Consider the following 22,969-nt stretch of genomic DNA (forward strand, 5'->3'; position numbering starts at 1 on the left):
TTCAGTTAATATTAAGCTTTATATCCTGTGATTATTGATGCAGTGGCATCTGGTTCACGGTGCTCCGAATTTGAAATATTTGTAAAGCCAGTTTTGTTCAGTAATTTCACAATACCATTTCTAGTTTTAAGTTCATGTTTGCATGAAGAATTTTCGTTATCTTTATCGTTAGCTTGCTCTTGGCTATATTCAACAGACTCTTCCCAAAGATCATCAACAGAGACAAACCGACCTGACGGCTTTAGTATTCTTAGTACTTCATTGAGTCCATCGTTAACATTTACCCAATGATGCAGAGTATTCACCGCTAACACTAAGTCACAGCTTTCACTTTCAACGGGTATTTTTTCCGCTCCAGCAAGTAGATATGTTACCTGTTGAAAATTGCTGTCTTTTACGGTGAGTTTCGTAGCGATTTCAAGCATTTTAGGTGTTGGAGCTATGCCTGTCGCATGTCCTGTTGTGAGGTTACTGGCAATTGCTCTAACAGCAGCTCCGCTGCCACAACCAATATCTAAAACAATCTCTGTTGGTAATAGATTACAGAATTCAGGAACTTTTTTGTGAAGTAGAAGCTCTCCCCATTGGTCAACGTAATCTTCGGTAAGTTTGTCATTCCATGCACTGGCAAGTAGGTCATCTTTATTATCATTCATATTTTCATTAATCATTGTTAGGTTGCCTAACTATTATGATTATTTAAGTTAGTTAGTCAAACTAATTTTTGTTTGTAATGTTATTTATGTGAAAAATGTAAGGAGTGACTCTTGCAAATATATGCTGTGAGGTTCGTCATATAATTAATAGTTAGTACTTATACAGAAGAAATGTTATTTTGTTAGGTAAGCTAACTAAATGAAATTGTTTAACTATGGATTTGGAAAACTCACTAATAAAGTTTCAACGAATGATCTCTAGAACGTGGGATGTTCAAGTGTTTGATAATAAAGAAAGCAGTTTGAGTTACAGTGAATTTGAGTACTTATTATGTGTTCATATTGCAGAGAATGCAGAAATTGATCCTGCAAGTGAGAAGCATGATGATAGTACTCATTTATCGGCACTGGCTGCTGAAATGCAGGTGCAAAAATCATCAGCAAGTTTAATGGTCAATAAGCTTGAAAAACGAGAGTTGATATATCGCGCCACTTGTCAATATGATGCAAGAGCACAGCATATACTATTAACAGAAAAGGGTCGGAAGTTGTTCTTGAGTATTCAAAGCTCTGTTTATAAGAATTTGGCAAAATCATTTAAAGGTCTTTTGGAAGATAAAGAGTATGATAATTTTGAGCGAACCCTAGCAAAGATTTGTGATTCACATCCTAACGAAAAATGATAGGAATCAGTCCAATCACTAACGGTAATTAATTTTTGTCTAGCCTCGTTAAATCCCGTATAATTAGCCAAAATTTCAGATGTTATTTCTAACGTCTGAATCAGGCTTTAATTCACTTATTTGTTGTTAATTATATGATTTATCACAAGTTATCCGTTGCACCCATGCTCGATGGATGCGATTGAATGGTTATTTTTATTTGAATTCAAGTATTTAGTGTTTTGTTCGTTTTAATAAGGGACAAAAAGGGATAATGTTAAGCCCGTGAATAATTAAGGTTTATCTACAGGCTACCTAGCGTGTTTTAATTTATACTTCTTTAAGCATAAATATTGTTTCTTCATTAAAACCTCTATTTATATAGATGTCTCTTGCATGTTGATTAGAGGAAAAAACGTTTAAACTAATATTTGTAATATTCAATTCGCGAGCAAATTCTTCAGAATATTTAAGTAGTTTAGTGCCAATACCAAGTCCTTCATGAGATTTAGGAACGGCCAAAATAGAAATATGCAATAAACTTTTATTGTTAAAAAAGTCTTGTCTTGTTTCTACAAATAAAATGCCGACTACTTTGCTTTCTAGCTCTGCGACATACAAATACTGGTTTGATTGACGTTTATTAAAGTAAGCCTCAATAACTTTCAAATCACCCTTTACAATTTCTTTATCAGTTCTCCAGTATGGAGTTTCAAAATCAGCAAGCCTCTCAACTATTTTTATAACTTGGGATTTATCTGCTTGACCTGCTTTTCTTATTTTCATGTGTCCATCCTTATTGCCTCACTATTACCATAAACGACTTCTTGATGTTCAACATACTTGGGTTTGTCAATAAGAAAATCATCGTCCTTAGGGTAATATTTTGCCAGATGATAATTTTCACCTGCAAAATTTTTAATCGACTCATAAGAGTCCCAAAAAGTCAGTGTTGTAAAATAAAGTTTATTGTCTTTTTCTTCTAGCGTTAAAAACGCACCTATATTACCTTTTGTACTCTTATAATCTGCAAAGCCAGTTTGCATTATATAATCTATATATTCATCACGCTTAGATGTGGGTATTGGTGCAGTCCATTTTCTAGTGATCATTGTTCATCTCCAATGCTGGTAGCTGTTGAAATATTTTAGTTTGTTCTGTTATCACATTTCCTGTATGTAATATTCATTTAGACTCAGTTAGCATTATTCCGCTAGTTCATCAATGCTATGTACTTTCAGATTAAGCTCCTCAACCCTGAATAACATAAATCTGACTAATCTTTAAAAACCAATTTTTGCAGTTGCTACTTAACTCATTAATCTCAAATGTATGGCTAGTTGTAAATAACCACTGTAAGCTGCCAAAAACAATGAAATCTGGGTATAGTGGGCTAGCTCCCCCGATAAATTCAGTTTTGGTTAAATATTTTTCGAGTACACTGAGTTTTGAGAGAAAACTCTCTTTAGCTGTATCGTAATTTTCTTGTTGAACATCTTCTAACTTCTTGCCGAAGAAACTTTCCCGCGTTTTTCTAAAGTAAGCTTTATCTTGATCTTGCAAATGGCTATGAATATCTGCAATTGCCATTTTGGCTATGTCTGAATGTAAAGAATTTGCCCATGCTTCAATAAAAGTTGATAAAACACGTCCTTCATGAGAACTAAATAATGAGGGCTTTTCAGGATAGTTAGCTTCTAAATACTCAATAACTTTAAAAGAATCATTAATTGCTATGTTCCCATCATAGATAACGGGTACTGTTTTGAATTGACCGTCAGATATTTTTTGAATGTCAGTAAATGCAGTTTCCACAGCCGAAAAGTCTAATTTTTTATGCAATAAAGCTAAACGTACTCGCCAACAATAAGGACTAAAAATGACGTTGTTTTTACCTGCTAATTCATATAATTTGATCATGTTTATTTCTCGCTATTTTGATGTGGTGTAGTCACCTTAACTTGGTTGAATAATAAACTTGAAGCCTTCTCATTTACAGTTGGTTTTGTGTTGATATTTTAGCTACTTCTAATGCTTTAATCGTAGCAGGCCTTTTACTTACTGCTTTCAGCCAGCGTTCTAGATGCTTAAAGTTAGAAATATCTTGGTTCTGATATTCATGAATTCTTATCCAAGGAAAGCACGCTATGTCAGCAATAGAGTAGAAAGTACCTGCAAGGTATTCAGTAGATGCTAATTGTTTGTCCATAACACTATATAAACGGCTTGTCTCATTCTGGTATCGCTTTATTGCGTAAGGTACTTCTTCAGTAGCATAATGGCTAAAATGATGATTTTGCCCTGCCATTGGTCCAAGTCCAGCAACTTGCCAAGTTAACCACTGAATTACTTTGTATTTATCTTCAGTTGTATTTCCTATTAAGTGACCTGTTTTCTCAGCTAAATATTGTAAAATTGCACCGGACTCAAAAATATTTATACTTTTATCACAATCATTTGGCGAGTTATCAACGATTGCAGGGATCCTTTGGTTTGGACTGATACTTGAAAATTTTTCTGAAAATTGCTCTCCTTCACTAATATTTATCGGGTGAATGTTATATGCTAATTGCAGCTCTTCAAGCACCATTGTAGCTTTGTGACCATTAGGTGTAGTCCAGTAATATAAGTCGATCATAGTTACCTCTGTTTTCTTAAGTGAATAAATTAGATGTGTTTTCGATAGTTTGTTTTATTAACAAAACACCGAATGTAAAAAATAGGGCAGCTGATATTTTATTAAAGATATAAGTGAGCTTTTTAAGGTCAATTGATTTTGCTATACGTGTAAAAACGTATGTATATATGCTGTGCACAATAATCACATTGAATGAGAATATTAGTGATAAGAGAGCAGGTTTGTGAAAGCTAATTGTTTTAGTATCTAGGTATAAAGGAAATATAAAAATACAAAAGGCAAGCGCTTTAGGGTTCAATAAGCTGATCAGTATTCCATGCTTAAATGAATTAAGTTGTACGTCTTTTTTATGCTCTTTTGGTACGCTCGTTTGCAAACTGTTAAATGATAGATAGAAAAAATACAGTGAGCCAGTAACGCTAGTTACCAGAAGAGCAAAGTTTAATGTATTTGCTGCAAAAATAAGGATCAACGTTGCAAATGCAGCCACAAAAAAAATTCCAGTAGCGACCCCGAAAATACCCAAAAACGTTTTAGTTAACTTATAATTCAGCGTGTTGTGAATTGTAAATAATACCGCTGGACCTGGGCTTAAAACCGTTATCAAAGATAAAATAAAAAAGCTTATTAAGTATGTGTTCATTCTTACTCCTACTAGTTTACGTGGCTAGTCTATCTTGCTAGCATGGAATGATTAACAGTAATTAGGTGTTAACAGCTTTAACTGAGGGTTCATAGTGGATAGAATAAAAGCAATTAATATTTTTATCGCGGTATGTCGGGAAAAGAGTTTTTCTAAAGTTGCTAATGAATTTGAGTTATCACCAACGATGGTAAGTAAATACATTAATTTTTTAGAAAAAGAGGTGAATGTAAAGCTTTTGAGTAGGAGTACACGAGGTCAAAAACTAACAGAGGCAGGTGAGTTGTATTTGAGTAAAGCGGCAAAGTTATCTGCACAATATCAACAACTGATGCATGAGATGGAATATTTTTCAGGGGAGCCTCAAGGTCGCATAAAAATAAATGCTCCTGTGACGTATGGCACATACCAGCTAACTTATCTCATTAGTGATTTTATGGATAAGTATCCTGATATTCATATTGATTTAGAGCTTTCGGATTCATTGTCTGATGTACTGTTGGATGATTTTGATATGATCTTTAGGGTCGGTGAGTTAAAGGATGCATCTTATATCTCTAAAAAAGTCGATGAGCAACAACTCATATTTTGTGCTTCTCCTGCATATTTAAAAGATTTTGGTATACCAAATAACATTAATAATCTTGAAGCACATCTATTTTTGGGATTTAAACCTTGGCAAACACACTCTAGGTTGAAAAGAGAATTTCAAATAGAATCATTACGGATTGAAGATAGTAAATTTGTGAGTAATAGTGGTAATTGCTTAAGAGTTGCAGCCTGCCAAGGTAAAGGAATAATTCTTCAACCATCTTCACTGCTTAAAGAGAACCTAGATAATTCCACCTTGATTAGAATATTAATTGGAGAAGAACCTAACCCACGACCAGTTCATTTACTCTATCCAGCGAAAAAACAATTACCTCTCAAGATACGATTGTTTATTGATTTTGTTTCAAACTATCAGAGGTAACTGCATTTGCAGTATTTTAATTTGATCATTGCGAGATTAAAACAACTATCTGTCTAATCGTAGGTTATAAATTAATTTTATTTACCTTTTTAATTCTTGTATAATCCTCAAAAATCACCAGTTATTTCCCTTAGTGTTTACACTAATTTCTAATTTTATTTTTATAGGTAAACCTTTGATTTCTAAAAAGCTATCCGTTGCTCCTATGCTTGATTGGACTGATCGTCATTGCCGTACTTTTCATCGTAAAATGACAAAGCACACAGTGTTGTATACTGAAATGATAACTACTGGTGCTATTTTATTTGGCCGTGGTGATTATCTGCATTTCAATGAGCATGAAGGACCGGTTGCTTTACAGTTGGGCGGGTCAGATCCTAAAGCACTTGCTCAGTGTGCAAAATTAGCCGCAGAGCGTGGCTATGACGAGATTAATCTTAATGTGGGTTGTCCGTCAGATCGTGTTCAAAATGGTCGTTTTGGTGCATGTTTAATGGGTGAACCGCAACTTGTTGCTGATTGCGTAGCTGCAATGAAAGAGCAGGCTAATATCCCTGTTACAGTTAAAACCCGTATAGGTATTGATGAGCAAGATTCGTATGAATTCTTATGTGCTTTAATTGAGGCCAGTCATAATGTTGGTTGTGATGATTTTATTATTCACGCACGAAAAGCGTGGTTAAAAGGCTTAAGCCCTAAAGAAAACCGTGAAGTACCGCCACTTGATTACCCACGTGTTTATCAGCTAAAAAAAGACTACCCGCAATTACATTTAAGTTTAAATGGTGGTGTTAAAACGATTGCTGACAGTCAAGCACACCTTGCTCATGTTGATGGTATTATGATTGGCAGAGAAGCATATAGTAACCCATTTATACTCAGCGAAGTTGATGAAAAGATTTACGGTGACGGTAATTTCACTCAATCACGCCATGATGTAGTGCGTTCAATGTATGATTATATTGAATCTGAGATGCAGCAAGGGGCCAACTTTTGGCATATTGCGCGCCATATGTTGGGTATTTTTCAGGGCCAGCCTGGTGCCCGTGGCTTTCGACGTCATTTATCGGAAAATGGCCACGGAAAACAAGCTGATTTATCAGTGATGGATAAGGCGTTAAGTTTTGTGCCGCAGTAAATCACTAATTTAATACCGTAATTAGTAGATTATAAAAGCCACTTTTTAGTGGCTTTTTTTGATCCTAAATTATGGTTAAAAAGCAACTATTTTAGTTTTTTTAACCATTTTACATTCAGCTTAAAGTCATTTTAAACTGTTCTTTTTTTGTTTAAGTTTTTGATATAGTTTGGTTTTTATTTTATTTAAATAACATGGCACAAGTCTTGGAATCATTAAGTGGTAATCACCCATAATCAACAGGAGAAAGTCATGGGCTTAGTTAATCGTGTAAGTGATCTGATTCAATCAAATATAGTAGCTGCGCTAGATAAAGCAGAAGATCCGCAAAAGCTCTTAAACTTGCTTATTCAAGAAATGCAGCAAGCGCTTGGTGAGTGCCGAGCAACTGCTGCGGCAATTTTGTGTGAAGAAAAAGTATTGAGACGTCAGCAGACAGAAAAACAAAACAGTATTACACAATGGCAGGAAAAAGCGGAAATCGCGGTAAGTAAAGGCCGTGATGATTTGGCGGCTGCGGCTCTCAAAGAAAAGCAGCGAGTAGTGTCTGATTTAGCGGCAATTGAGCCTGAGTTAGTTAAACTGACTGACTCGCTAGAAAAATTGCAAGATGACGCTCAGCGTTTGCAAGAAAAGCTTGGCGCGGCTAAAGCAAAGCAAAGAAGCTTGCTGCAAGTACATAACGTGGTTAATGCCAGAGTGCGTGTAAATCATCAATTAAACAGTGAAAAAGTAGCGCATGCACTTTCACGCTTTGATGTTATTGAGCGTCGTGTTGATGCGATTGAAGCGCAGGTTGAGGCTTATGAAATCACTGATTCGGCTAATCAAAATACAACAGCCGATCAAATTGATGCTTTAGTTAAAAATGATGCACTAGAGCAAGAGCTTGCAGCGTTAAAAATTAAAGTTAAAAAGTCAGCTTAGGAGTGTTGTTATGAATACTTATAATAGTCAAAAACGTTGGTATAAAGACCCATTAAATAAAAAAATATCAGGAGTGTGTAGTGGGTTAGCACGACGATTAGATCTACCTGTGTGGGTTACTCGATTGGTTACTATCTTAATGCTTATTCAGTTTCCATTAGTCATAGGTGCAGGTTATTTAATTGCCCATTGTTGCTTAGAAAGTAAAGTATATTAGGAGAGTGCCATGAAGATTGTTGCAGTTTGTCTATTAATTTTGTTACTTATGACATCAAGTCCATTTGAGATTATGCAGTTTGATTCATGGCAATTACCGCTATGGTTCACCGATCTCAGCTGGATAGGTATTGAGCTCGTAGGCGCACTTTTAGCCGTGCTAGCAGTTATTGTATGTATCGCATTGGTTGGTGTGGGGCTGTTAGGTGCTGGTATTGCAGTCTCTTTAGGATTGCTCATTGCGTTATTATTTGGTTCATTAATGATTGCTTGGCCGTTACTACTCATTGCATTTTTATGTTGGCTTGTTTCTGATAATAAAAAGGTGGCCTAACAACCACCTAAATACTAATTTTACTGACTATTTTTTCACAATTATGCTAAATTTAGTCAATAAAATGATTATCGTAACAAGGATTGAAATGACTCTTAAGCCATTACTTACAGCACTCTCTAGTGCTCTTTTAGGGATTAGCCTATACACCTCACCTGTTATTGCACATGCAGAACACCATCACGATACTGACAGTCATATTGTTGTAAATAACGCACAAGTAAGGGTTTTTCTACCTGCGAGTAAATCGAGTGTCGGTTATTTTAACTTGGTTAATCAGGGCGATAACGCAGTAACACTTACCAAGGCGAGTATTGAAAATTTAGGCCGTGTAGAAGTTCATGAGCACCAACACGTTAATGGCATGATGAAAATGAATAAAGTAGATTCATTAAAAATTAAAGCTCATTCACAAATCGACTTTAAACCGGGCGGTTATCATTTAATGGTATTTGAACCAAAAGAGCCATTAAAAGTAGGGCAAGAACTTAAACTCACGCTATATTTTAGCGACGGTAACCGTGTTTTCACTCAGGCAAAAGTGGTTTCGTTAGAGAGCCAAGCAGAACAAGCTGAGCAGTCTAAACAACACCATATGCATCATTAGGAGGTTAAATGTCACAACACAAAGGGAAAATTATCAGTGCGCTGATACTCGTGTTTATTTTATTTTATGCGACGGCAGTTTATTGGAGCGTTGAACCAGCCCGTATTGACATAATTACACACGCAAAGCAGCAAGCACAACAACGTGGTGAAAAGTTTGTTACAGGTTATACAACCACAACGTCATTAATTGAAGTTACAAGTACATTATTAAATAAGTCAGGTGGGTATTTATCGAATGATATGATGCCGCCGAGTGTGCTTATGGATAATATGCCAGCGTGGGAGTATGGTGCATTAGAAATGAGCCGCGATTTAGCGCTCTCAATGCGTAAAGATTTTAGTCGTTCGCAGTCACAATCAACAGAGCATGAAGCATTAAAAAAAGCGCAACCACAATTTAATATTAGCTCTGAAGCGTGGGCATGGCCAAGCGCAGAAAGCGAATACCAAAAAGGGATCGACTTTTTATTGGTCTACCGTTCACAAATTGCAGATCAAAATGCGCGTGAAAGCCAGTTTTATTCTCGCGCTGATAACTTAAGAGGCTGGTTAAAAGAAGCTGAAAAACGTTTAGGTAGTTTAAGCCAACGTTTAAGTGCAAGTGTTGGGCAAGAGCGTTTAAATACAGATTTAGCCGGAGATAAAGAGGCACATCAAGCAACGTATGCTCCGTTACAAAGTCAGGTTAAAACATCGTGGTGGGAAATTGATGATGTTTTTTATGAGTCACGAGGCGCAACTTGGGCTTTATTACATTTTTTGCAAGCGGTAGAATACGACTTTGCTGATGTACTTGAGAAAAAAAATGCACGTGTTAGCTTGCAGCAAATTATTCGCGAGCTTGAGGCAACCCAAGAAACTGTTTGGAGTCCGGTTATTCTAAATGGTAATGGTTTTGGTTTTGTTGCAAACCATTCATTAGTGATGGCAAATTACATATCTAGAGCCAACGCGGCTCTTATCGAACTTAGCGAACTTTTAGCGCAAGGATAAAACATGAAAAAGTACTGTTTAGCTGCCGCCCTTTCGATGGCTTTCTTAGCACCTGTTGCCCACGCAGATACCATATTGGGTTTATACGTTGGTGTTGATGGCTGGCAATCTGATAATTCAGGTAGTTTTGCTGACAAAGGTAATACAGCACAAAACTTTAATTTTGAAGATGAAACTTTTGTTAGTTACTACGCAGCGCTTGAGCATCCTGTGCCATTAGTGCCAAATATTAAATTAAAGTATACAGAGCTAGAGCTAAATGGTTCTACTACGCTCGATACAGCATTTGAATTTAATGGCACAACATATAGAAATAATACAGTCGCAAGTACGATGAGTGACTTATCGCACATCGACTATATTCTTTACTACGAAATTTTTGATAATGACTTAGTATCTATCGATTTAGGTATAAACGCGAAGCAGTTTGATGGTGAAATTACAGTAAGCGGTACTGATAGTTCGAATGCAAATGATGTACAAGTCACTGAAAAAATAGATTTCTCAGGTTTTGTACCATTGGTTTACGGTCGTGCTGAAGTAGGCTTACCGTTAACGGGGCTTAGTGTTTTCTTCGAGGGTAGCTTATTAGCAATCGATGACAGTAAAGTGCAAGATTACCAAGCTGGTATTGCATGGGCGCTACTTGATAACTTAGCGGTTGATATGGATATTAAAGCGGGCTATCGCTCAATGGTCATTGAGCTTGATGATATTGATAACGTATATACTAATATCGACGCCTCAGGTCCATTTGCAGGTATTCAAATTCATTTTTAATCTCATTAGGGATTAAAATTTTAACGTGGCATTATTTTTTCGAATGCCACGTTACATCAAACTCCTCATCAAGCGCAGTATTTAACAAATTTTTGTAGCCCTTATTAATAGGCATATTTATTAATTTTCTTAACTCATCTCCAGTTTGTGTAAACTTGTAATAGCTAAGAACGAGATCGTTGCTTTTAGATTTAAGGATTACTCGTTGCGTTAAAAACGCTAAGTTCATTTCATGCCCTGCTTTGAGTGCCGGGGATTCAATCTCTTTTCGATAAACTAGGCCGATATCCATTAAAGTCAGAATGTCAGGAAAGCTAATACCCGCTCTACCAAGGTTGAGTGATACTTTGTTACCTTTACGAAGTAAATCAAATAACGACGGCTTTTTATAAAAACCAAGTAGAATTAAATGGCTATTATCTTTTTCATTAAAACCGCAGATCGCAGTACATTTTTGTAACGCATCGGCTTCTCGTTGTGTCATTTGCTTTAGCGTTTGTAGGCTTTTAATTGAAAAAGTGCCCGGAGATACCGTTTCACCGGCTAAAATTTTGGCCCATAGTTTTTGCATTGATTCGTTCGATGTATCTTCACAGAGTGCGATAAAGCGCTCAACCCAGTCGCTGTCCGGCTGCCCTTTACAGGTTACATCAGGGCAAAAGCTCATTGCCATAGCCATAATTGCTTCGATATTTTGCTGTTGATTTACCAGTAATAGCTGTTGACGATGTTGGGCGCGAGTGAGTATTGGATCTTCACTATTTACGTGATAAGCCAAAGGGGGACGTCCCTGCGGTCCGTAGCTATCCTCACTTTTTTGTGAAACGCGAACCGTGCTTGCCTTACGTATTGGGCAACCAAGCTTTGACTCAATTATATGAGCTAAGTTAATTTTCGCCTGTGCTGCTTGTATTGTCATTCTTGACCTCAATGTCTTGTATCGTCTGTAGTTGCACGACAGTTTTTAAATTGTTGAGCCCAAGTTCAACGGTATTAGTAAGAATATACTGACTTATTAACGCTAAGTATCCACCTAATATAGGTGTTGTTACTTCGCCAAGTAAAGTGCAAGAGATTAAATTACCATTGGCTTTGCGTGTAAAATTAATAGTCCCCGTGGCAATATGCTCTTCATTAAATAAAATATTTAAATGAATTGTTGATGGTGTAATGTTGGTGATTGTCATTTCACCGAACCCCCAGTTACTCTGCCAAAATTGATGGGCACCCACACCTGAACTAGGGTTTGAAACATCAAAAATAATGCTCGGGTCCACGGCTTCCCAAGGAGACCATAGTTGCCACTTTGAAAAGTCATTTATATATGGTTCAATAATCACCTGTTCAGCTTGAATTATTATGCTTTTATTTACTTGATACTGTTGTGGCAGTACTAGCCCTAATACCAATAACAGCATACAAATAACAAAAATAAATTGGGTAATTTTTTTTATGACTTTAATAATTATTCCTTAAATATATTTAAGCTATACGAGTATCAAGCTGCTGAACTTCGACTATAATATGTAAAATGCTATTTACCAATATTAATCAATAATTATGAGCTACAGGCTAAGTAATGATACGCTGTGAGTCAACATTGGTTCGATCTTAACCCTTTAACTGTACACCGTATTTGAAACTGAAGGATTTAAAATGACGTCAGAGCACAGTGATTTTTTGTTTTTTAATCATCAAGATGAACCTCTAAATGAGGTTGTGCCTACAGAGTTTTGGGATATTTTAATTGTAGATGACGACCCAGAAATACATTCAGTGACGAAGCTGGCTCTTTCTGGGGTTGAATTTTGGGGAAAGGGTTTGCGCTTTCATCATGCATATTCAGCAGTGGAAGGTATAGAAGTATTAAGCAAAGCGCCTAGTGTATCAGTGTTACTTCTTGACGTTGTTATGGAGTCTGATGATGCGGGTTTAAAAATGGTTAAAGAGGTGCGTGAAACACTAAAAAACCATAACGTGCGCATTATATTACGTACAGGGCAGCCTGGATATGCACCTGAAGAACAGGTGATTCGTGAATATGATATTAACGATTATAAAACAAAAACTGAGCTAACTCGCAGCAAGTTAGTGACATCTTTAATCACTGCAATCCGCTCTTATGAACAGGTATGTCAGCTAGAAGCCCAAAGCAAAGCCCTAAATAATATTTTATGTGCTTCTAAAGCTATTTTAGGCTTTACTGATATTAAAGCATTTACCATGGCGGTAATTAAACAGCTTAGTGTCATTCTTGATTGTGAGGCAACAGGGGTTGTATGTGGCACGCTTGATGATAGTAATCGTATTAGCGTGCTCGGGGGGAGTACTCAGTTTAGTGCTTTTTTTAGTCAAGGTATTGAGCAGCTTGATAATGGGCGCATTATTTTACAAGTGCAAAACTGTTTTGAATATGAAGAACACCAACATACAAAGCACGATACGACCTTATTACTGAAAAGTAAAAGCCGCCAAGCTGCAATTTATCTTGAGTATGTTAGCCAGCCGAGTAATGCCCAGCTGCAATTTGCTGAAATATTTCTTACTAACGTCAGTGTCGGTTTAGATAACGTGCGACTGTTTAATAACCTCAGAGATGCGGCGTTTAAAGACGTATTAACAGGGCTATCTAATCGTACCTACTTTACTGAGCAAATAGAAAAATATCACCGCTTAACTAACAATGATCATGTGTTTGTGCTGATTGATGTAGCGCATTTTTCTGATATAAATAATGGTTTGGGGCAGGAAGTTGGAAACAACTTACTTGTTGCGATTGTTGAACGTTTGAAACAAGAGTACCCAGCAGCTAAATTATTATCGCGGATTGGAGCTGATGTATTTGGCTTTTTAATCGAGCAGCAGGGATTTGACCAAACTGAGCTCTATGATAATTTAAATTTACCTTTTGCAGCCGCAGAACATATTTTACCTGTCACGTTCAAAATTGGCATTTGCGAGCAAAAAGATTTTCAAGCAATCGGCATTGAAACCTTAAAGCTTGCTTATATAGCACTTAACCAAGCAAAAAAAGGTAAGTATAACACTGCGGTGTGCTATACACCTGATATGGAAGAGCAAATGGCATGGCGTTTAGGTATTATTCGCCAACTTCGCCAAGATTTTGAGCATAATAAATTAGAGGTGTGGTATCAGCCACAGTTCACACTCAATGATTTAGCACTTATTGGTTGTGAAGCCTTGTTACGTTGGCCTTCAGGTCAGGGGAATTATATCTCTCCTGCTATCTTCATACCTTTCGCCGAAGACGCCGGTTTAATTGTTGGCATAGGCCAATGGGTATTAGAGCAAGCATGTATGCAACAAAAGCGCTTAGAGGCAACAGGGGTAGAAATCTGTATTGCTGTTAATGTCTCTGTCCCGCAGTTTAAAGTAAAAGGTTTTGCCCAGCAGGTAAAAAATACATTATTAAAGTATCATGTGAAGCCTAAAAATATAGAGCTAGAAGTGACCGAAAGTGTCGTCATGGATGAAATGAATGCCGTGATAGAAACATTGCAAGAATTGAAAGAGTTTGGCATTCAAGTTGCTATAGATGACTTTGGTACTGGTTTTTCCTCATTAAGTTATTTACAAAAGCTGCCAATAGATCGGTTGAAAATCGATCGGACATTTATAAAAGATCTCCCGCAGAAAGATTCAGGAGCCATTGCAGCATTAGTAGTCGCTCTTGGTGCGCAGCTTGGGTTGAAAACAATTGCAGAAGGCGTTGAAACACAGGGGCAGGCTGATTTACTCAGGGAGCTTGGTTGTGATGAAGTACAAGGTTTTATGTATGCTAAGCCGATGCCTGAAGCGCAACTTATTCAGTACTTTGAGAGCAAAAGTTAGGGGTTGTTGACCTTTGTGGATTGAAATTTGTTCAATCTAGGGGCGATTTAATCGCGGCGTGAGGTTTGGAATCGAATGGGCTCGATAACTGCTCCTGCGTTATTCTACTGGCTCACATCCATGTGAGAATAAGTCAAAATCGAGCAAAGTTTCTGCGCCCTGCTTACGCCCCTTACCTACATCCATGGAAGTAACAAAGAGTTAATCGCCCTAGGCAGAACTCTTCGGGCAGCGCGTGTTTGGCATTTATGCTGCGATATCGCCTATTTATGGGGAGCAACTACATTACATCGGCTCCGCCTTGCTTGAAAACTAAACACACCGCTTGAAATTCAACCTCAAAAGATAAACAGACCCAAATAGTATTGTTGTATTAGTTGGGACTGTGAAGTAAATCGTTAATATCGTTTGGTAATTAATTCGGGTATACTTTGCGACCTTTTTTAAAGCAATTGGTCATTAATTCATGAGCGCACTTAAAGCCAAACGAGCCTTATTCTCATACCCAAAATATTGGGCCGAGTGTTATGGCACAGCACCATTTTTACCAACTACACGCAAAGAGATGGATGCACTTGGCTGGGATAGCTGCGATATAATCATAATTAGTGGCGATGCTTACGTTGATCATCCTAGTTTTGGTATGGCAGTGATTGGTCGAGTACTTGAAGCGCAAGGCTTTCGAGTGGGTATTATTGCCCAGCCTGATTGGCAGTCAAAAGATGCCTTTATGGAGCTTGGCAGACCGAATCTATTTTTTGGTGTGACAGCCGGTAACATGGATTCGATGATCAACCGTTACACAGCTGAAAAGCGTATGCGCCATGATGATGCTTACACGCCAGGTAATATTGGTGGTAAGCGCCCAGATCGCGCAGTTATGATCTATTCTCAAAAATGCCGCGAAGCCTATAAAGGCATTCCTATCGTTATTGGTGGTATCGAAGCCAGCCTTCGTCGTATTGCTCATTATGATTATTGGCAAGAAAAAGTACGACGTAGTATTTTGTTTGATGCCAAAGCTGACATTCTTATTTATGGTAATGCTGAACGTCCTTTAGTTGAAGTTGCGCACCGCATAGCGGCAGGCGAAACAATGGATACGATTCAAGATATTCGTGGTACTGCAGTTATACGTAAAGAGCCGCTTCCAGGTTGGCGTGGTAGTGATTCAACGGCAATTGATAAAATAGGCAAGATTGATCCGATCCCTAATCCGTACGGCGCAGATGATGTTGGTTGTGGTAAAAGTGAATTTAAACAAGCAGGCATCGATTTAAAAGCGGAAGCTGCTAAGCCAATTACCATTCAACCAGCGCGCCCTAAGCCGTGGGAAAAAACCTATGTTAAGTTACCAGCATTCGAACAAGTAAGCGTTAATAAGCCGTTATATGCCCATGCATCGCGTATTTTACACCAAGAAACTAACCCTGGTTGTGCCCGAGCATTGTTTCAGCGCCACGGTGAGCGTTCTATTTGGGTTAATCCACCAGCGTATCCATTAGAAACTCATGAAATGGATGCCGTGTTTGGTTTACCTTATCAGCGCATTCCTCATCCACGCTATGGAAGTGAAAAAATCCCTGCTTATGACATGATCAAAACATCGGTCAATATCATGAGGGGTTGTTTTGGTGGTTGTTCATTTTGCTCTATTACAGAGCATGAGGGGCGGATCATTCAAAGTCGCTCGCAAGAGTCGATCATTGAAGAAATCGAACAAATTCGTGACAAAGTACCTGGCTTTACTGGGGTTATTTCTGATTTAGGTGGCCCTACTGCAAACATGTACAAACTGCGTTGTAAGAGTAAAAAAGCAGAGAGTACCTGTCGTCGTTTATCGTGTGTGTACCCTGATATTTGTAAGCATATGGATACTGACCACACGCCTACAATCGATTTATACAAAAAAGCCCGTGAAGTAAAAGGGGTGAAAAAAATCCTTATTGCCTCCGGTGTACGTTACGATTTAGCTGTACAAGATCCACGTTATGTAAAAGAGTTAGTAACGCATCATGTTGGTGGTTACTTAAAAATAGCGCCAGAGCATACTGAAGATGGGCCATTATCTAAAATGATGAAGCCGGGTATGGGCGCATATGATCAGTTTAAAGAGTTATTTGATAAGTACTCTAAAGAAGCGGGTAAAAAGCAATATTTGATCCCGTACTTTATTTCCGCACACCCAGGAACTAAAGATGAAGACATGGTCAATATGGCACTGTGGCTTAAATCAAATGATTTTAAACTTGATCAAGTGCAAAATTTTTACCCATCACCGATGGCAAACGCAACCACTATTTATCACACTGAGATGAACTCGCTACGTAATATTAAAAATAATACTGAGCAAGTACCCGTGCCAAAAGGTGCGCGCCAACGTCGCTTACATAAAGCGATACTGCGCTACCACGATCCTGCTGGTTGGCCAATGATCCGTGAAGCTTTGCGTAACATGGGTAAAGCTAAGTTGATAGGTAAAGGGCCTAACTGCTTAGTGCCAGAAGAAACGCGTGACGAAAAGTCACTTAAAGCAAGCAAAGGCGGGCGTCCTGCACTGAGCCGTCATACCGGGTTTAGTCAGTTTAAAAAAGCCAATACTAAACCCAAAGTGGGTGGAAACCGCCAGCGGGCTAGATAGCTTTACAGCACACGTCAAAACGCCCAGCATTTGCTGGGCGTTTTAGTTTTGAACGAGTAAATAGTCGCTACTTATTCTTCAGTTTATTCTTCAGCTTACTCTTCAATAAACGATTCGCCTTCGGTCATCCACTTAGCGGCTGGTTTACCTTTTAAGTAATGATCAAAATACTGCATCATACGAATTGAGAAATCCACTTGGTTAGGGAATTTTTTTAAGTGATGTGGTTCACCTTCATATTGTAAAAATGTAGCATCTTTACCTGCACGACGAAGCGCTAAGTAATACTGCACACCTTCATGCCATGGTACAGCATCATCTTTATCGCCAAACATGATTAAAATAGGTGTATTTACTTTATCTGCAAAAAATACCGGTGAATTTTCAATATAAAGTTCAGGGGCTTCAAATAGATTTTTACCGATACGGCTTTGGCCTGTTTCATACTGAAACTGACGAGCAAGGCCTGACTTTAATCGAATGCCACTGTAAGCGCTGGTCATGTTCGATACAGGTGCGCCCGATACAACCGCTTTGAACATGTCGGTTTGGGTGATCATAAAGGCACTTTGGTAGCCTGCCCACGAATGACCTTGCAGGCCAATTTTATCAGGGTCGGCAATACCTAAATCAATCAGTTTTTGGGTTGCGTTGATCATCGTTTGTGTTGATGATTTGCCAGGATGGCCTATTTCAAAGCGAATATCAGGTAAAAATACTGCATAACCATTTGAGGTAAACATAGGAAAGTTGGGGCGATGGTTTAATTCCATTTTTGGAAAATCAAACATACGCTGACTCATATAACGATAAAAGTACACAACAACAGGCACTTTATCGCCTTTCTTGTAGCCTGCAGGTTTGATCAACACACCTTGCAAGTCTTCCCCATCAAAGCCTTTGTAATTTATTAGTTCTGGTTTTTGGCCCCATGCAAAGTTATCCACTTGTGGGTTTAAGTGAGTGACGCGCTGTGGTTTTTTGAAACTAAAATTTGTTTGATGAATATCAGGAAACTGATGATAGGTTTGCTCAGTAAACAAATATTTATCAGCATTTTTAGCTTTTTTAATTACATCAAAGCGCTTATTGCCTGTTAAAACTTTAGTAATTGAATTATCAGTTAAGTTAAGTTTGGCAATCTCGGTTTGCTTGTTCTGAAGGTCTGTGGCACTCACTAGAAGAGTGTCGTTTTTAGCAAAGCCTACTTGCTCTTTATCAAGCTTAATAATGCGATATTGCGTATTACTCTCTTTACCTTGCGTAAGTTGGGTTGCTTTGAGGGTGTTGACATCAAACGCCCATACGTCATATTTACTGTACACAAGTACTTGGCTGCTATCTTCTAACCAGCCAGCAAATCCGTAGCCTGGTTGGGCTGATGGGTAATCATGTTTATCATCAGCAAAAACAGCTTTTATTGCTTTTGTTAAGGTGCTTACCTTATTGTTACCTAAGTCTTTAAGTTGCACTTGACTGTTATTAAAGTAGACAGCAAACTCGCCGCTTGGCGATAAGCTAGGTCTAAACGGGTAATCTTTTATGATTGCTTTTTGTTCGCCGGTATTCACATCTACAGCATAGTAATCTGCAAAAAAACCGCCATACATAATACGTTCGAGGTAAGGTAAGTTAGATGAACCAAGTAGCGCATTACGACTGTTAGTATTTAGTGCCACATAGGGCATATCTACGTCGCTTAGCTGAGCGACCCGCTTACCATTAAGATGATAAACCGCTTGGTAATGCTTATTTTTATTGGTTTCGTTCCACTGTTGTTCTTCGCGAGGTTTTATTTCGGCGTCATTGTTATGCCACACATTAAGACCTTTTTGCGCACGTATCGTGTCGTAATCAAAAAGTGAGGCTTGATCCGTGTATTTTTTGTCTTTAACTTTAGCTGCTAACTTAGGGTGATTTTCAAAGTATAAGCGCTCACCATCTTCAGACCAGCTCAGTTTTGCTGTTTTGCCGATAGTCCAATTTTTTTCAGGTGAGGTTATATCTGTAAGCTGCTCGTTTTGCCATAATTTTAATTGATGGTCGCGACGGCGCATATCGTCATTCACATAATTACCAAGTGTGAATACGGCGATGTTTTTAGTTGGATGCCAGGCAATTTTATTTGCAACAACACCTGGTTCATCAATTAATACACTTGTTTCAAACGTATTATTTAATGAAATTAACGCCACCTGATTATCGCTACCATCTGGGTAGCTTTGGCTGACTATAAGCTCGCTGCCAGATGCATTAATAGCGTAACTAAACACACTATTTATTGTATGGGTTGTAGCATCTGTTAAATTTACAACAATGAGATCAAATACTTTATCTTTCTTATCTGGTTTGATTTCACTGGTTTTATCGGTATTTTTAGCATCATCAATATCTTTACTATCATCGTCTTTATCTGCTTTTTGGTCTAAACGGTATGCTAACCACTTTCCATCATCAGAGAGCTGATAGTCTTTTACGTTATCAAAAGTTTGTTGTTCACCAGTGGCAGTACTTACCAATACCAGATTATTTTTTAATGTACTTTTCTTTTTGGTGGTTTCTTTTGCTAGCAAAGTCGGAACTTGAGTGAATGCCACCCAGTTGGCGACTTTATTTATCTGAGGTTTAGTGCCGCGCTCAACTTCGGCGAGTAGTTTATTGTTGTTTAACGTATAAACTTGGCCTGTTGCATTGCCGCGATAGGGTGTTGCACTAAAGCTGAGCACTTTACCGTCTTCTGATAACTGTGTTGTTTTAGCTGCTTTAAAATTGAATACATCTTTAAATTGTAGCGCGTCTTTTGCGTGGGCAGGTACGCTATTTAGGCTTGCAACTAGGGCAATGCTTAGTAGGGAAAGTTGGGCTTTCATTATTGATTCTCTTTTTGTTTGATCATCCCCATCATAGCGGTTTTGTTAAACAATTCGAGTAGATACGATAAGTGGCTTAAAAAGAGGGGTGAACCTAACAAAACCTTGCGAAGAGATTCGCAAGGTTGATCATTTTAGGAGCTAGGAGCTAGGAGCTAGGAGCTAGGAGCTAAAGCCAGATCTTTTGCAGCTCAAGCCATTGTTTTTCAAATTGTGCACTGGGTTTAGCTTTAAAATCACTACGCACAAATTGGTTCATTTTACCTTCAATATAGGCAAGCAAAAAGTTTGCGATTGTTAGCTCGTCACTTTGAAACGTTTTGCCTTCACGCAATTTACGTTCACGTAGAACCTGTTTAAGCTGAGTTTCAAGTTTTTCAAATAAGCTCTGCACGCGTTCACGCAAACGTTCCTGCTCACCTTGAAGTGCATCACCCGTTAAAATACGTGTGATACCTGGATTCTTTTCTGCAAAAGCCAATAGTAATAATAAAATATTATAAACGCGGCTTTGCGTTTCTTTTTCGTTTTCAAGAATAAGGTTTATACGCGACAGTAAAGTGTCTTCAATAAATTCAATTAAGCCTTCAAACATCCGTGCTTTACTCGGGAAATGACGATATAGCGCTGCTTCAGATACGCCCACTTCAGCAGCTAATTTGGCTGTGGTGATGCGTTGTCCTGGGCTTGTTTCTAACATTTGTGCGAGTGCTTGTAGTATTTGCTCTTTGCGATTACTTCTTTTTGTCGCAGGCATGAACATTCCTTTCTTTATAGTAATTTACTTAGCTTTAATGACTACTCGCCAGTTATTTTTTGAACAAGCGATTAAGGCCATGTTAATGTTTTATGCAGCTTCTTTCCAGCCTTTTTACAACCGTTTAGCAACCTCAGTCATTACGCTCAGTGCTAATGCACTTTTTGTCTCGATAGCTAACTCTTTTTGCTCAGTTAGCCAAAATAAAGTCAGTGCATTATGATCTGAATTAAAGCCAAGGCCTGCTTGTGACACATCATTTGCGCAAATCATATCGAGGTTTTTATTACTGAGTTTACCTTTAGCATAATTCGCTACATCTTGAGTTTCGGCTGCAAAACCAACTGTGTAAGGGCGGCCTTCTGTAAGGTTTGCAATAGCAGCAATAACATCAGGGTTTTTAACTAAGGTGAGAATGAGTTCGTCACCTTGCTTTTTCATTTTTTGATCTGCAACAGCACTAGCGCGATAGTCAGCTACAGCAGCGCAGCCTATAAACACATCAGAAAGAGGGGCTAAGAGTAAAGACTCATTCAATAGCTGCTGTGCACTTTGTATTTGAATCACGTTAGCACCGGCGGGTGGCGTTATTGTGACAGGCCCTGAAATTAAATTTACGTGTGCGCCTAACGATAGTGCAGCTTGAGCAAGTGCATACCCCATCTTTCCTGAGCTGTGGTTTGAAATAAAGCGTACAGGGTCAAGTGGTTCGCGAGTTGGGCCCGCTGTAATTGTAATCGTTTTACCTGCTAACAGCTGTGGGTGTGCAGGTTGTGTGCATAGCGTTACAAGTTCATGTGGTTCAAGCATACGGCCAGCACCTACGTCCCCACAAGCTTGCTCACCTTTACCAGGTCCCCAAATAGCCACGTTACGCTGCGCTAATGTGGCTAGATTAGCTTGAGTAGCGGGGTGGGCGTACATTTGTTGATTCATCGCTGGGGCAACCGCAACCTTGGCAGGTGTTGCCAGTAACAAGGTTGTGAGTAAGTCATCCGCAATGCCAGCGGCCATTTTTGCAATTATATTGCTGGTGGCTGGTGCGACTAAGATCAAATCAGCCCATTTAGCAAACTCAATATGGCCCATTGCAGCTTCTGCAGATGGGTCTAATAATGAATCAGAAACAATCTCACCACTAACGGCTTGCATGGTAAGTGGCGTGATAAAGTGTTTGGCTGATTCAGTCATCACCACTTTTATTTCACAACCGTGATCTTTTAAGCGCCTTACTAATTCTGCGCACTTATAAGCGGCAATTCCACCACTGATCCCCAATACAATTTTTTTATTTGCTAACTTTGCCATTAAATCTGCCATAAACGTTGCCATAAGCTGATAAAGCTCTTTTCAATATGCGCTAACGATAGCAAATCTTTGGCGAATGGACGAAGTTTTTAATTTTGGATTTTATTAAGCGTTTTAGAGGCGAAACTTTATTTTTGCATTACAGTTAAATGACTACATTAGATTTTAGGGACGAAATAATGCAGCTCACTTCTTTACCGAGTAATCAGCGACCACGAGAAAAGCTATTAGCTAAAGGGGCAAAGTCGCTCAGTGATGCCGAGTTACTTGCGATATTTTTGCGAACAGGGTTACCGGGCATGAATGTCGTTGAGTTAGCACAGCACCTTATGACGCAAAACCAAACATTACATAATTTATTTAACGCATCGATTGATGATTTTTGTGCACAAAAAGGATTAGGCACAGCTAAGTTTGTGCAGTTACAAGCTGTATTAGAATTAAGTCGTCGTTACATGATGGAGCAATGCCAGCGAAAAGCAGTATTTAACTCGCCACAATCTGTGTATGACTATTTAACGCTTGAGCTGCGAGGATTGCAGCAAGAAGTATTTATGGTGTTGTACTTGGATAGTCAAAATCGCTTAATAAAAGAAGAAACGCTTTTTTATGGGACAATTAATTCAGCATCTGTTTATCCACGGGAAGTGTTAAAAGCAGCCTTAAAAAATAATGCTGCAGCACTTATTTTGGCACACAATCACCCATCAGGTATCGCTGAACCAAGTCAAGCTGATAAGCTTATTACGAATAAATTGCAGCAAGCACTGCAATTAGTCGATATAAATATCTTAGACCACATCATTGTTGGTGGTGATAATTGTGTTTCTTTTGCACAAAGAGGGTTGATTTAAGCGGTTTCGGATTACTAGCGTGTTAAAAATGAGCAGTTTAGTGCTGTTTTGCAAATTAGTTTAATTTAAATGCAGTTTTTACTTTCCCTAAGGGCATTCGATCTTTATAATTAGCCGC

At 38.4% G+C, this 22,969-nt stretch carries 23 protein-coding genes; 12 read left to right on the forward strand and 11 right to left on the reverse strand.

The window, feature by feature from the left end:
- Positions 1-11: 11 nt before the first annotated feature.
- Positions 12-656 (reverse strand): class I SAM-dependent methyltransferase, encoded by a 645-nt coding sequence (locus A7967_RS14550; RefSeq protein ID WP_167349705.1) that lies wholly within the window; start codon positions 654-656, stop codon positions 12-14.
- Positions 657-934: 278 nt separating this feature from the next.
- On the opposite strand from A7967_RS14550, the gene A7967_RS14555 reads away from it, so the two are divergent.
- Complete coding sequence (locus tag A7967_RS14555; RefSeq protein ID WP_157756415.1) at positions 935-1,339, forward strand: MarR family winged helix-turn-helix transcriptional regulator; 405 nt, start codon at positions 935-937, stop codon at positions 1,337-1,339.
- Positions 1,340-1,648: 309 nt separating this feature from the next.
- Here the strand turns inward: A7967_RS14555 and A7967_RS14560 are convergent, their stop codons facing one another.
- The 5 genes from A7967_RS14560 to A7967_RS14580 all read right to left on the reverse strand — a co-directional run bounded on the left by A7967_RS14560 (position 1,649) and on the right by A7967_RS14580 (position 4,599).
- Positions 1,649-2,104 carry a GNAT family N-acetyltransferase gene (locus A7967_RS14560; protein ID WP_054202993.1) on the reverse strand — a complete coding sequence of 152 codons (456 nt, stop codon included), beginning with the start codon at positions 2,102-2,104 and terminating at the stop codon, positions 1,649-1,651.
- Entirely contained in the window at positions 2,101-2,430 is a 330-nt protein-coding gene (locus A7967_RS14565; RefSeq protein ID WP_054202994.1) for a hypothetical protein, read from the reverse strand. The genes A7967_RS14560 and A7967_RS14565 overlap by 4 nt, the downstream gene beginning before the upstream one ends.
- Positions 2,431-2,569: 139 nt before the next feature.
- Positions 2,570-3,238, reverse strand: coding sequence for a glutathione S-transferase N-terminal domain-containing protein (locus A7967_RS14570; protein WP_054202995.1), 669 nt, complete (start codon positions 3,236-3,238; stop codon positions 2,570-2,572).
- A 73-nt stretch (positions 3,239-3,311) separates the two neighbouring features.
- Positions 3,312-3,956, reverse strand: coding sequence for a glutathione binding-like protein (locus A7967_RS14575; RefSeq protein ID WP_244507106.1), 645 nt, complete (start codon positions 3,954-3,956; stop codon positions 3,312-3,314).
- Between the two features lie 16 nt (positions 3,957-3,972).
- Positions 3,973-4,599 (reverse strand): LysE family translocator, encoded by a 627-nt coding sequence (locus A7967_RS14580; RefSeq protein WP_054202997.1) that lies wholly within the window; start codon positions 4,597-4,599, stop codon positions 3,973-3,975.
- Between the two features lie 94 nt (positions 4,600-4,693).
- On the opposite strand from A7967_RS14580, the gene A7967_RS14585 reads away from it, so the two are divergent.
- From A7967_RS14585 to A7967_RS14620, 8 genes are all read left to right on the forward strand, one after another.
- The gene (locus A7967_RS14585) at positions 4,694-5,572 is read left to right on the forward strand and encodes a LysR family transcriptional regulator (RefSeq protein ID WP_054202998.1); all 879 of its coding nucleotides are present in this window, start codon (positions 4,694-4,696) and stop codon (positions 5,570-5,572) included.
- Positions 5,573-5,747: 175 nt separating this feature from the next.
- The gene (gene dusA, locus A7967_RS14590; RefSeq protein ID WP_212760701.1) at positions 5,748-6,710 is read left to right on the forward strand and encodes a tRNA dihydrouridine(20/20a) synthase DusA; all 963 of its coding nucleotides are present in this window, start codon (positions 5,748-5,750) and stop codon (positions 6,708-6,710) included.
- A 252-nt stretch (positions 6,711-6,962) separates the two neighbouring features.
- Positions 6,963-7,637, forward strand: a complete 675-nt coding sequence (locus tag A7967_RS14595) for a PspA/IM30 family protein (RefSeq protein ID WP_054202999.1) — start codon at positions 6,963-6,965, stop codon at positions 7,635-7,637.
- 10 nt (positions 7,638-7,647) lie between these two features.
- A complete protein-coding gene (locus A7967_RS14600) occupies positions 7,648-7,854 on the forward strand; it encodes a PspC domain-containing protein (RefSeq protein WP_054203000.1) in 207 nt (68 codons plus the stop codon).
- Positions 7,855-7,863: 9 nt separating this feature from the next.
- Positions 7,864-8,187, forward strand: coding sequence for a hypothetical protein (locus A7967_RS14605; protein ID WP_054203001.1), 324 nt, complete (start codon positions 7,864-7,866; stop codon positions 8,185-8,187).
- An 88-nt stretch (positions 8,188-8,275) separates the two neighbouring features.
- Positions 8,276-8,794 (forward strand): copper chaperone PCu(A)C, encoded by a 519-nt coding sequence (locus A7967_RS14610; protein WP_054203002.1) that lies wholly within the window; start codon positions 8,276-8,278, stop codon positions 8,792-8,794.
- Between the two features lie 8 nt (positions 8,795-8,802).
- Complete coding sequence (locus A7967_RS14615) at positions 8,803-9,789, forward strand: DUF2333 family protein (RefSeq protein WP_054203003.1); 987 nt, start codon at positions 8,803-8,805, stop codon at positions 9,787-9,789.
- Positions 9,790-9,792: 3 nt separating this feature from the next.
- Positions 9,793-10,569 carry a TIGR04219 family outer membrane beta-barrel protein gene (locus A7967_RS14620; RefSeq protein WP_054203004.1) on the forward strand — a complete coding sequence of 259 codons (777 nt, stop codon included), beginning with the start codon at positions 9,793-9,795 and terminating at the stop codon, positions 10,567-10,569.
- A 31-nt stretch (positions 10,570-10,600) separates the two neighbouring features.
- On the opposite strand, the gene A7967_RS14625 is transcribed toward A7967_RS14620, so the two are convergent.
- The gene (locus tag A7967_RS14625; protein ID WP_054203005.1) at positions 10,601-11,488 is read right to left on the reverse strand and encodes a TIGR03899 family protein; all 888 of its coding nucleotides are present in this window, start codon (positions 11,486-11,488) and stop codon (positions 10,601-10,603) included.
- Positions 11,457-11,987 (reverse strand): SRPBCC family protein, encoded by a 531-nt coding sequence (locus tag A7967_RS14630; RefSeq protein ID WP_054203006.1) that lies wholly within the window; start codon positions 11,985-11,987, stop codon positions 11,457-11,459. Before A7967_RS14630 ends, A7967_RS14625 begins: the two co-directional genes overlap by 32 nt.
- A gap of 238 nt (positions 11,988-12,225) precedes the next feature.
- On the opposite strand from A7967_RS14630, the gene A7967_RS14635 reads away from it, so the two are divergent.
- Both A7967_RS14635 and A7967_RS14640 read left to right on the forward strand, forming a co-directional pair.
- Complete coding sequence (locus tag A7967_RS14635) at positions 12,226-14,421, forward strand: bifunctional diguanylate cyclase/phosphodiesterase (protein WP_054203007.1); 2,196 nt, start codon at positions 12,226-12,228, stop codon at positions 14,419-14,421.
- 466 nt (positions 14,422-14,887) lie between these two features.
- The gene (locus tag A7967_RS14640) at positions 14,888-17,062 is read left to right on the forward strand and encodes a YgiQ family radical SAM protein (RefSeq protein ID WP_054203008.1); all 2,175 of its coding nucleotides are present in this window, start codon (positions 14,888-14,890) and stop codon (positions 17,060-17,062) included.
- Positions 17,063-17,157: 95 nt separating this feature from the next.
- Here the strand turns inward: A7967_RS14640 and A7967_RS14645 are convergent, their stop codons facing one another.
- The 3 genes from A7967_RS14645 to coaBC form a co-directional block, all read right to left on the reverse strand.
- Positions 17,158-19,932: a S9 family peptidase gene (locus tag A7967_RS14645; RefSeq protein WP_054203009.1), complete on the reverse strand. Its 2,775-nt coding sequence runs from the start codon at positions 19,930-19,932 to the stop codon at positions 17,158-17,160.
- Positions 19,933-20,101: 169 nt separating this feature from the next.
- The gene (slmA, locus tag A7967_RS14650; RefSeq protein ID WP_054203010.1) at positions 20,102-20,689 is read right to left on the reverse strand and encodes a nucleoid occlusion factor SlmA; all 588 of its coding nucleotides are present in this window, start codon (positions 20,687-20,689) and stop codon (positions 20,102-20,104) included.
- A 114-nt stretch (positions 20,690-20,803) separates the two neighbouring features.
- Positions 20,804-21,997: a bifunctional phosphopantothenoylcysteine decarboxylase/phosphopantothenate--cysteine ligase CoaBC gene (gene coaBC / locus A7967_RS14655; protein WP_054203184.1), complete on the reverse strand. Its 1,194-nt coding sequence runs from the start codon at positions 21,995-21,997 to the stop codon at positions 20,804-20,806.
- A gap of 179 nt (positions 21,998-22,176) precedes the next feature.
- Here coaBC and radC point away from each other — a divergent pair, with 179 nt between their 5' ends.
- The gene (gene radC, locus A7967_RS14660) at positions 22,177-22,851 is read left to right on the forward strand and encodes a RadC family protein (protein ID WP_054203011.1); all 675 of its coding nucleotides are present in this window, start codon (positions 22,177-22,179) and stop codon (positions 22,849-22,851) included.
- The last annotated feature ends 118 nt before the right edge of the window (positions 22,852-22,969 follow it).

It is taken from the genome of Pseudoalteromonas neustonica, from assembly GCF_001653135.1.
GTDB classification, from domain to species: Bacteria; Pseudomonadota; Gammaproteobacteria; order Enterobacterales; family Alteromonadaceae; genus Pseudoalteromonas; species Pseudoalteromonas neustonica.

Excerpts from the sequence above, each read along its gene's own strand:
- A7967_RS14550 (WP_167349705.1), bottom strand. The coding sequence starts at position 656 with ATGAATGATAATAAAGATGACCTACTTGCCAGTGCATGGAATGACAAA.
- A7967_RS14560 (WP_054202993.1), bottom strand. The coding sequence starts at position 2,104 with ATGAAAATAAGAAAAGCAGGTCAAGCAGATAAATCCCAAGTTATAAAA.
- A7967_RS14565 (WP_054202994.1), bottom strand. The coding sequence starts at position 2,430 with ATGATCACTAGAAAATGGACTGCACCAATACCCACATCTAAGCGTGAT.
- A7967_RS14570 (WP_054202995.1), bottom strand. The coding sequence starts at position 3,238 with ATGATCAAATTATATGAATTAGCAGGTAAAAACAACGTCATTTTTAGT.
- A7967_RS14575 (WP_244507106.1), bottom strand. The coding sequence starts at position 3,956 with ATGATCGACTTATATTACTGGACTACACCTAATGGTCACAAAGCTACA.
- A7967_RS14580 (WP_054202997.1), bottom strand. The coding sequence starts at position 4,599 with ATGAACACATACTTAATAAGCTTTTTTATTTTATCTTTGATAACGGTT.
- A7967_RS14595 (WP_054202999.1), top strand. The coding sequence starts at position 6,963 with ATGGGCTTAGTTAATCGTGTAAGTGATCTGATTCAATCAAATATAGTA.
- A7967_RS14600 (WP_054203000.1), top strand. The coding sequence starts at position 7,648 with ATGAATACTTATAATAGTCAAAAACGTTGGTATAAAGACCCATTAAAT.
- A7967_RS14605 (WP_054203001.1), top strand. The coding sequence starts at position 7,864 with ATGAAGATTGTTGCAGTTTGTCTATTAATTTTGTTACTTATGACATCA.
- A7967_RS14610 (WP_054203002.1), top strand. The coding sequence starts at position 8,276 with ATGACTCTTAAGCCATTACTTACAGCACTCTCTAGTGCTCTTTTAGGG.
- A7967_RS14615 (WP_054203003.1), top strand. The coding sequence starts at position 8,803 with ATGTCACAACACAAAGGGAAAATTATCAGTGCGCTGATACTCGTGTTT.
- A7967_RS14620 (WP_054203004.1), top strand. The coding sequence starts at position 9,793 with ATGAAAAAGTACTGTTTAGCTGCCGCCCTTTCGATGGCTTTCTTAGCA.
- A7967_RS14625 (WP_054203005.1), bottom strand. The coding sequence starts at position 11,488 with ATGACAATACAAGCAGCACAGGCGAAAATTAACTTAGCTCATATAATT.
- A7967_RS14630 (WP_054203006.1), bottom strand. The coding sequence starts at position 11,987 with ATGCTGTTATTGGTATTAGGGCTAGTACTGCCACAACAGTATCAAGTA.
- A7967_RS14635 (WP_054203007.1), top strand. The coding sequence starts at position 12,226 with ATGACGTCAGAGCACAGTGATTTTTTGTTTTTTAATCATCAAGATGAA.
- A7967_RS14640 (WP_054203008.1), top strand. The coding sequence starts at position 14,888 with ATGAGCGCACTTAAAGCCAAACGAGCCTTATTCTCATACCCAAAATAT.
- A7967_RS14645 (WP_054203009.1), bottom strand. The coding sequence starts at position 19,932 with ATGAAAGCCCAACTTTCCCTACTAAGCATTGCCCTAGTTGCAAGCCTA.
- slmA (WP_054203010.1), bottom strand. The coding sequence starts at position 20,689 with ATGCCTGCGACAAAAAGAAGTAATCGCAAAGAGCAAATACTACAAGCA.
- coaBC (WP_054203184.1), bottom strand. The coding sequence starts at position 21,997 with ATGGCAAAGTTAGCAAATAAAAAAATTGTATTGGGGATCAGTGGTGGA.
- radC (WP_054203011.1), top strand. The coding sequence starts at position 22,177 with ATGCAGCTCACTTCTTTACCGAGTAATCAGCGACCACGAGAAAAGCTA.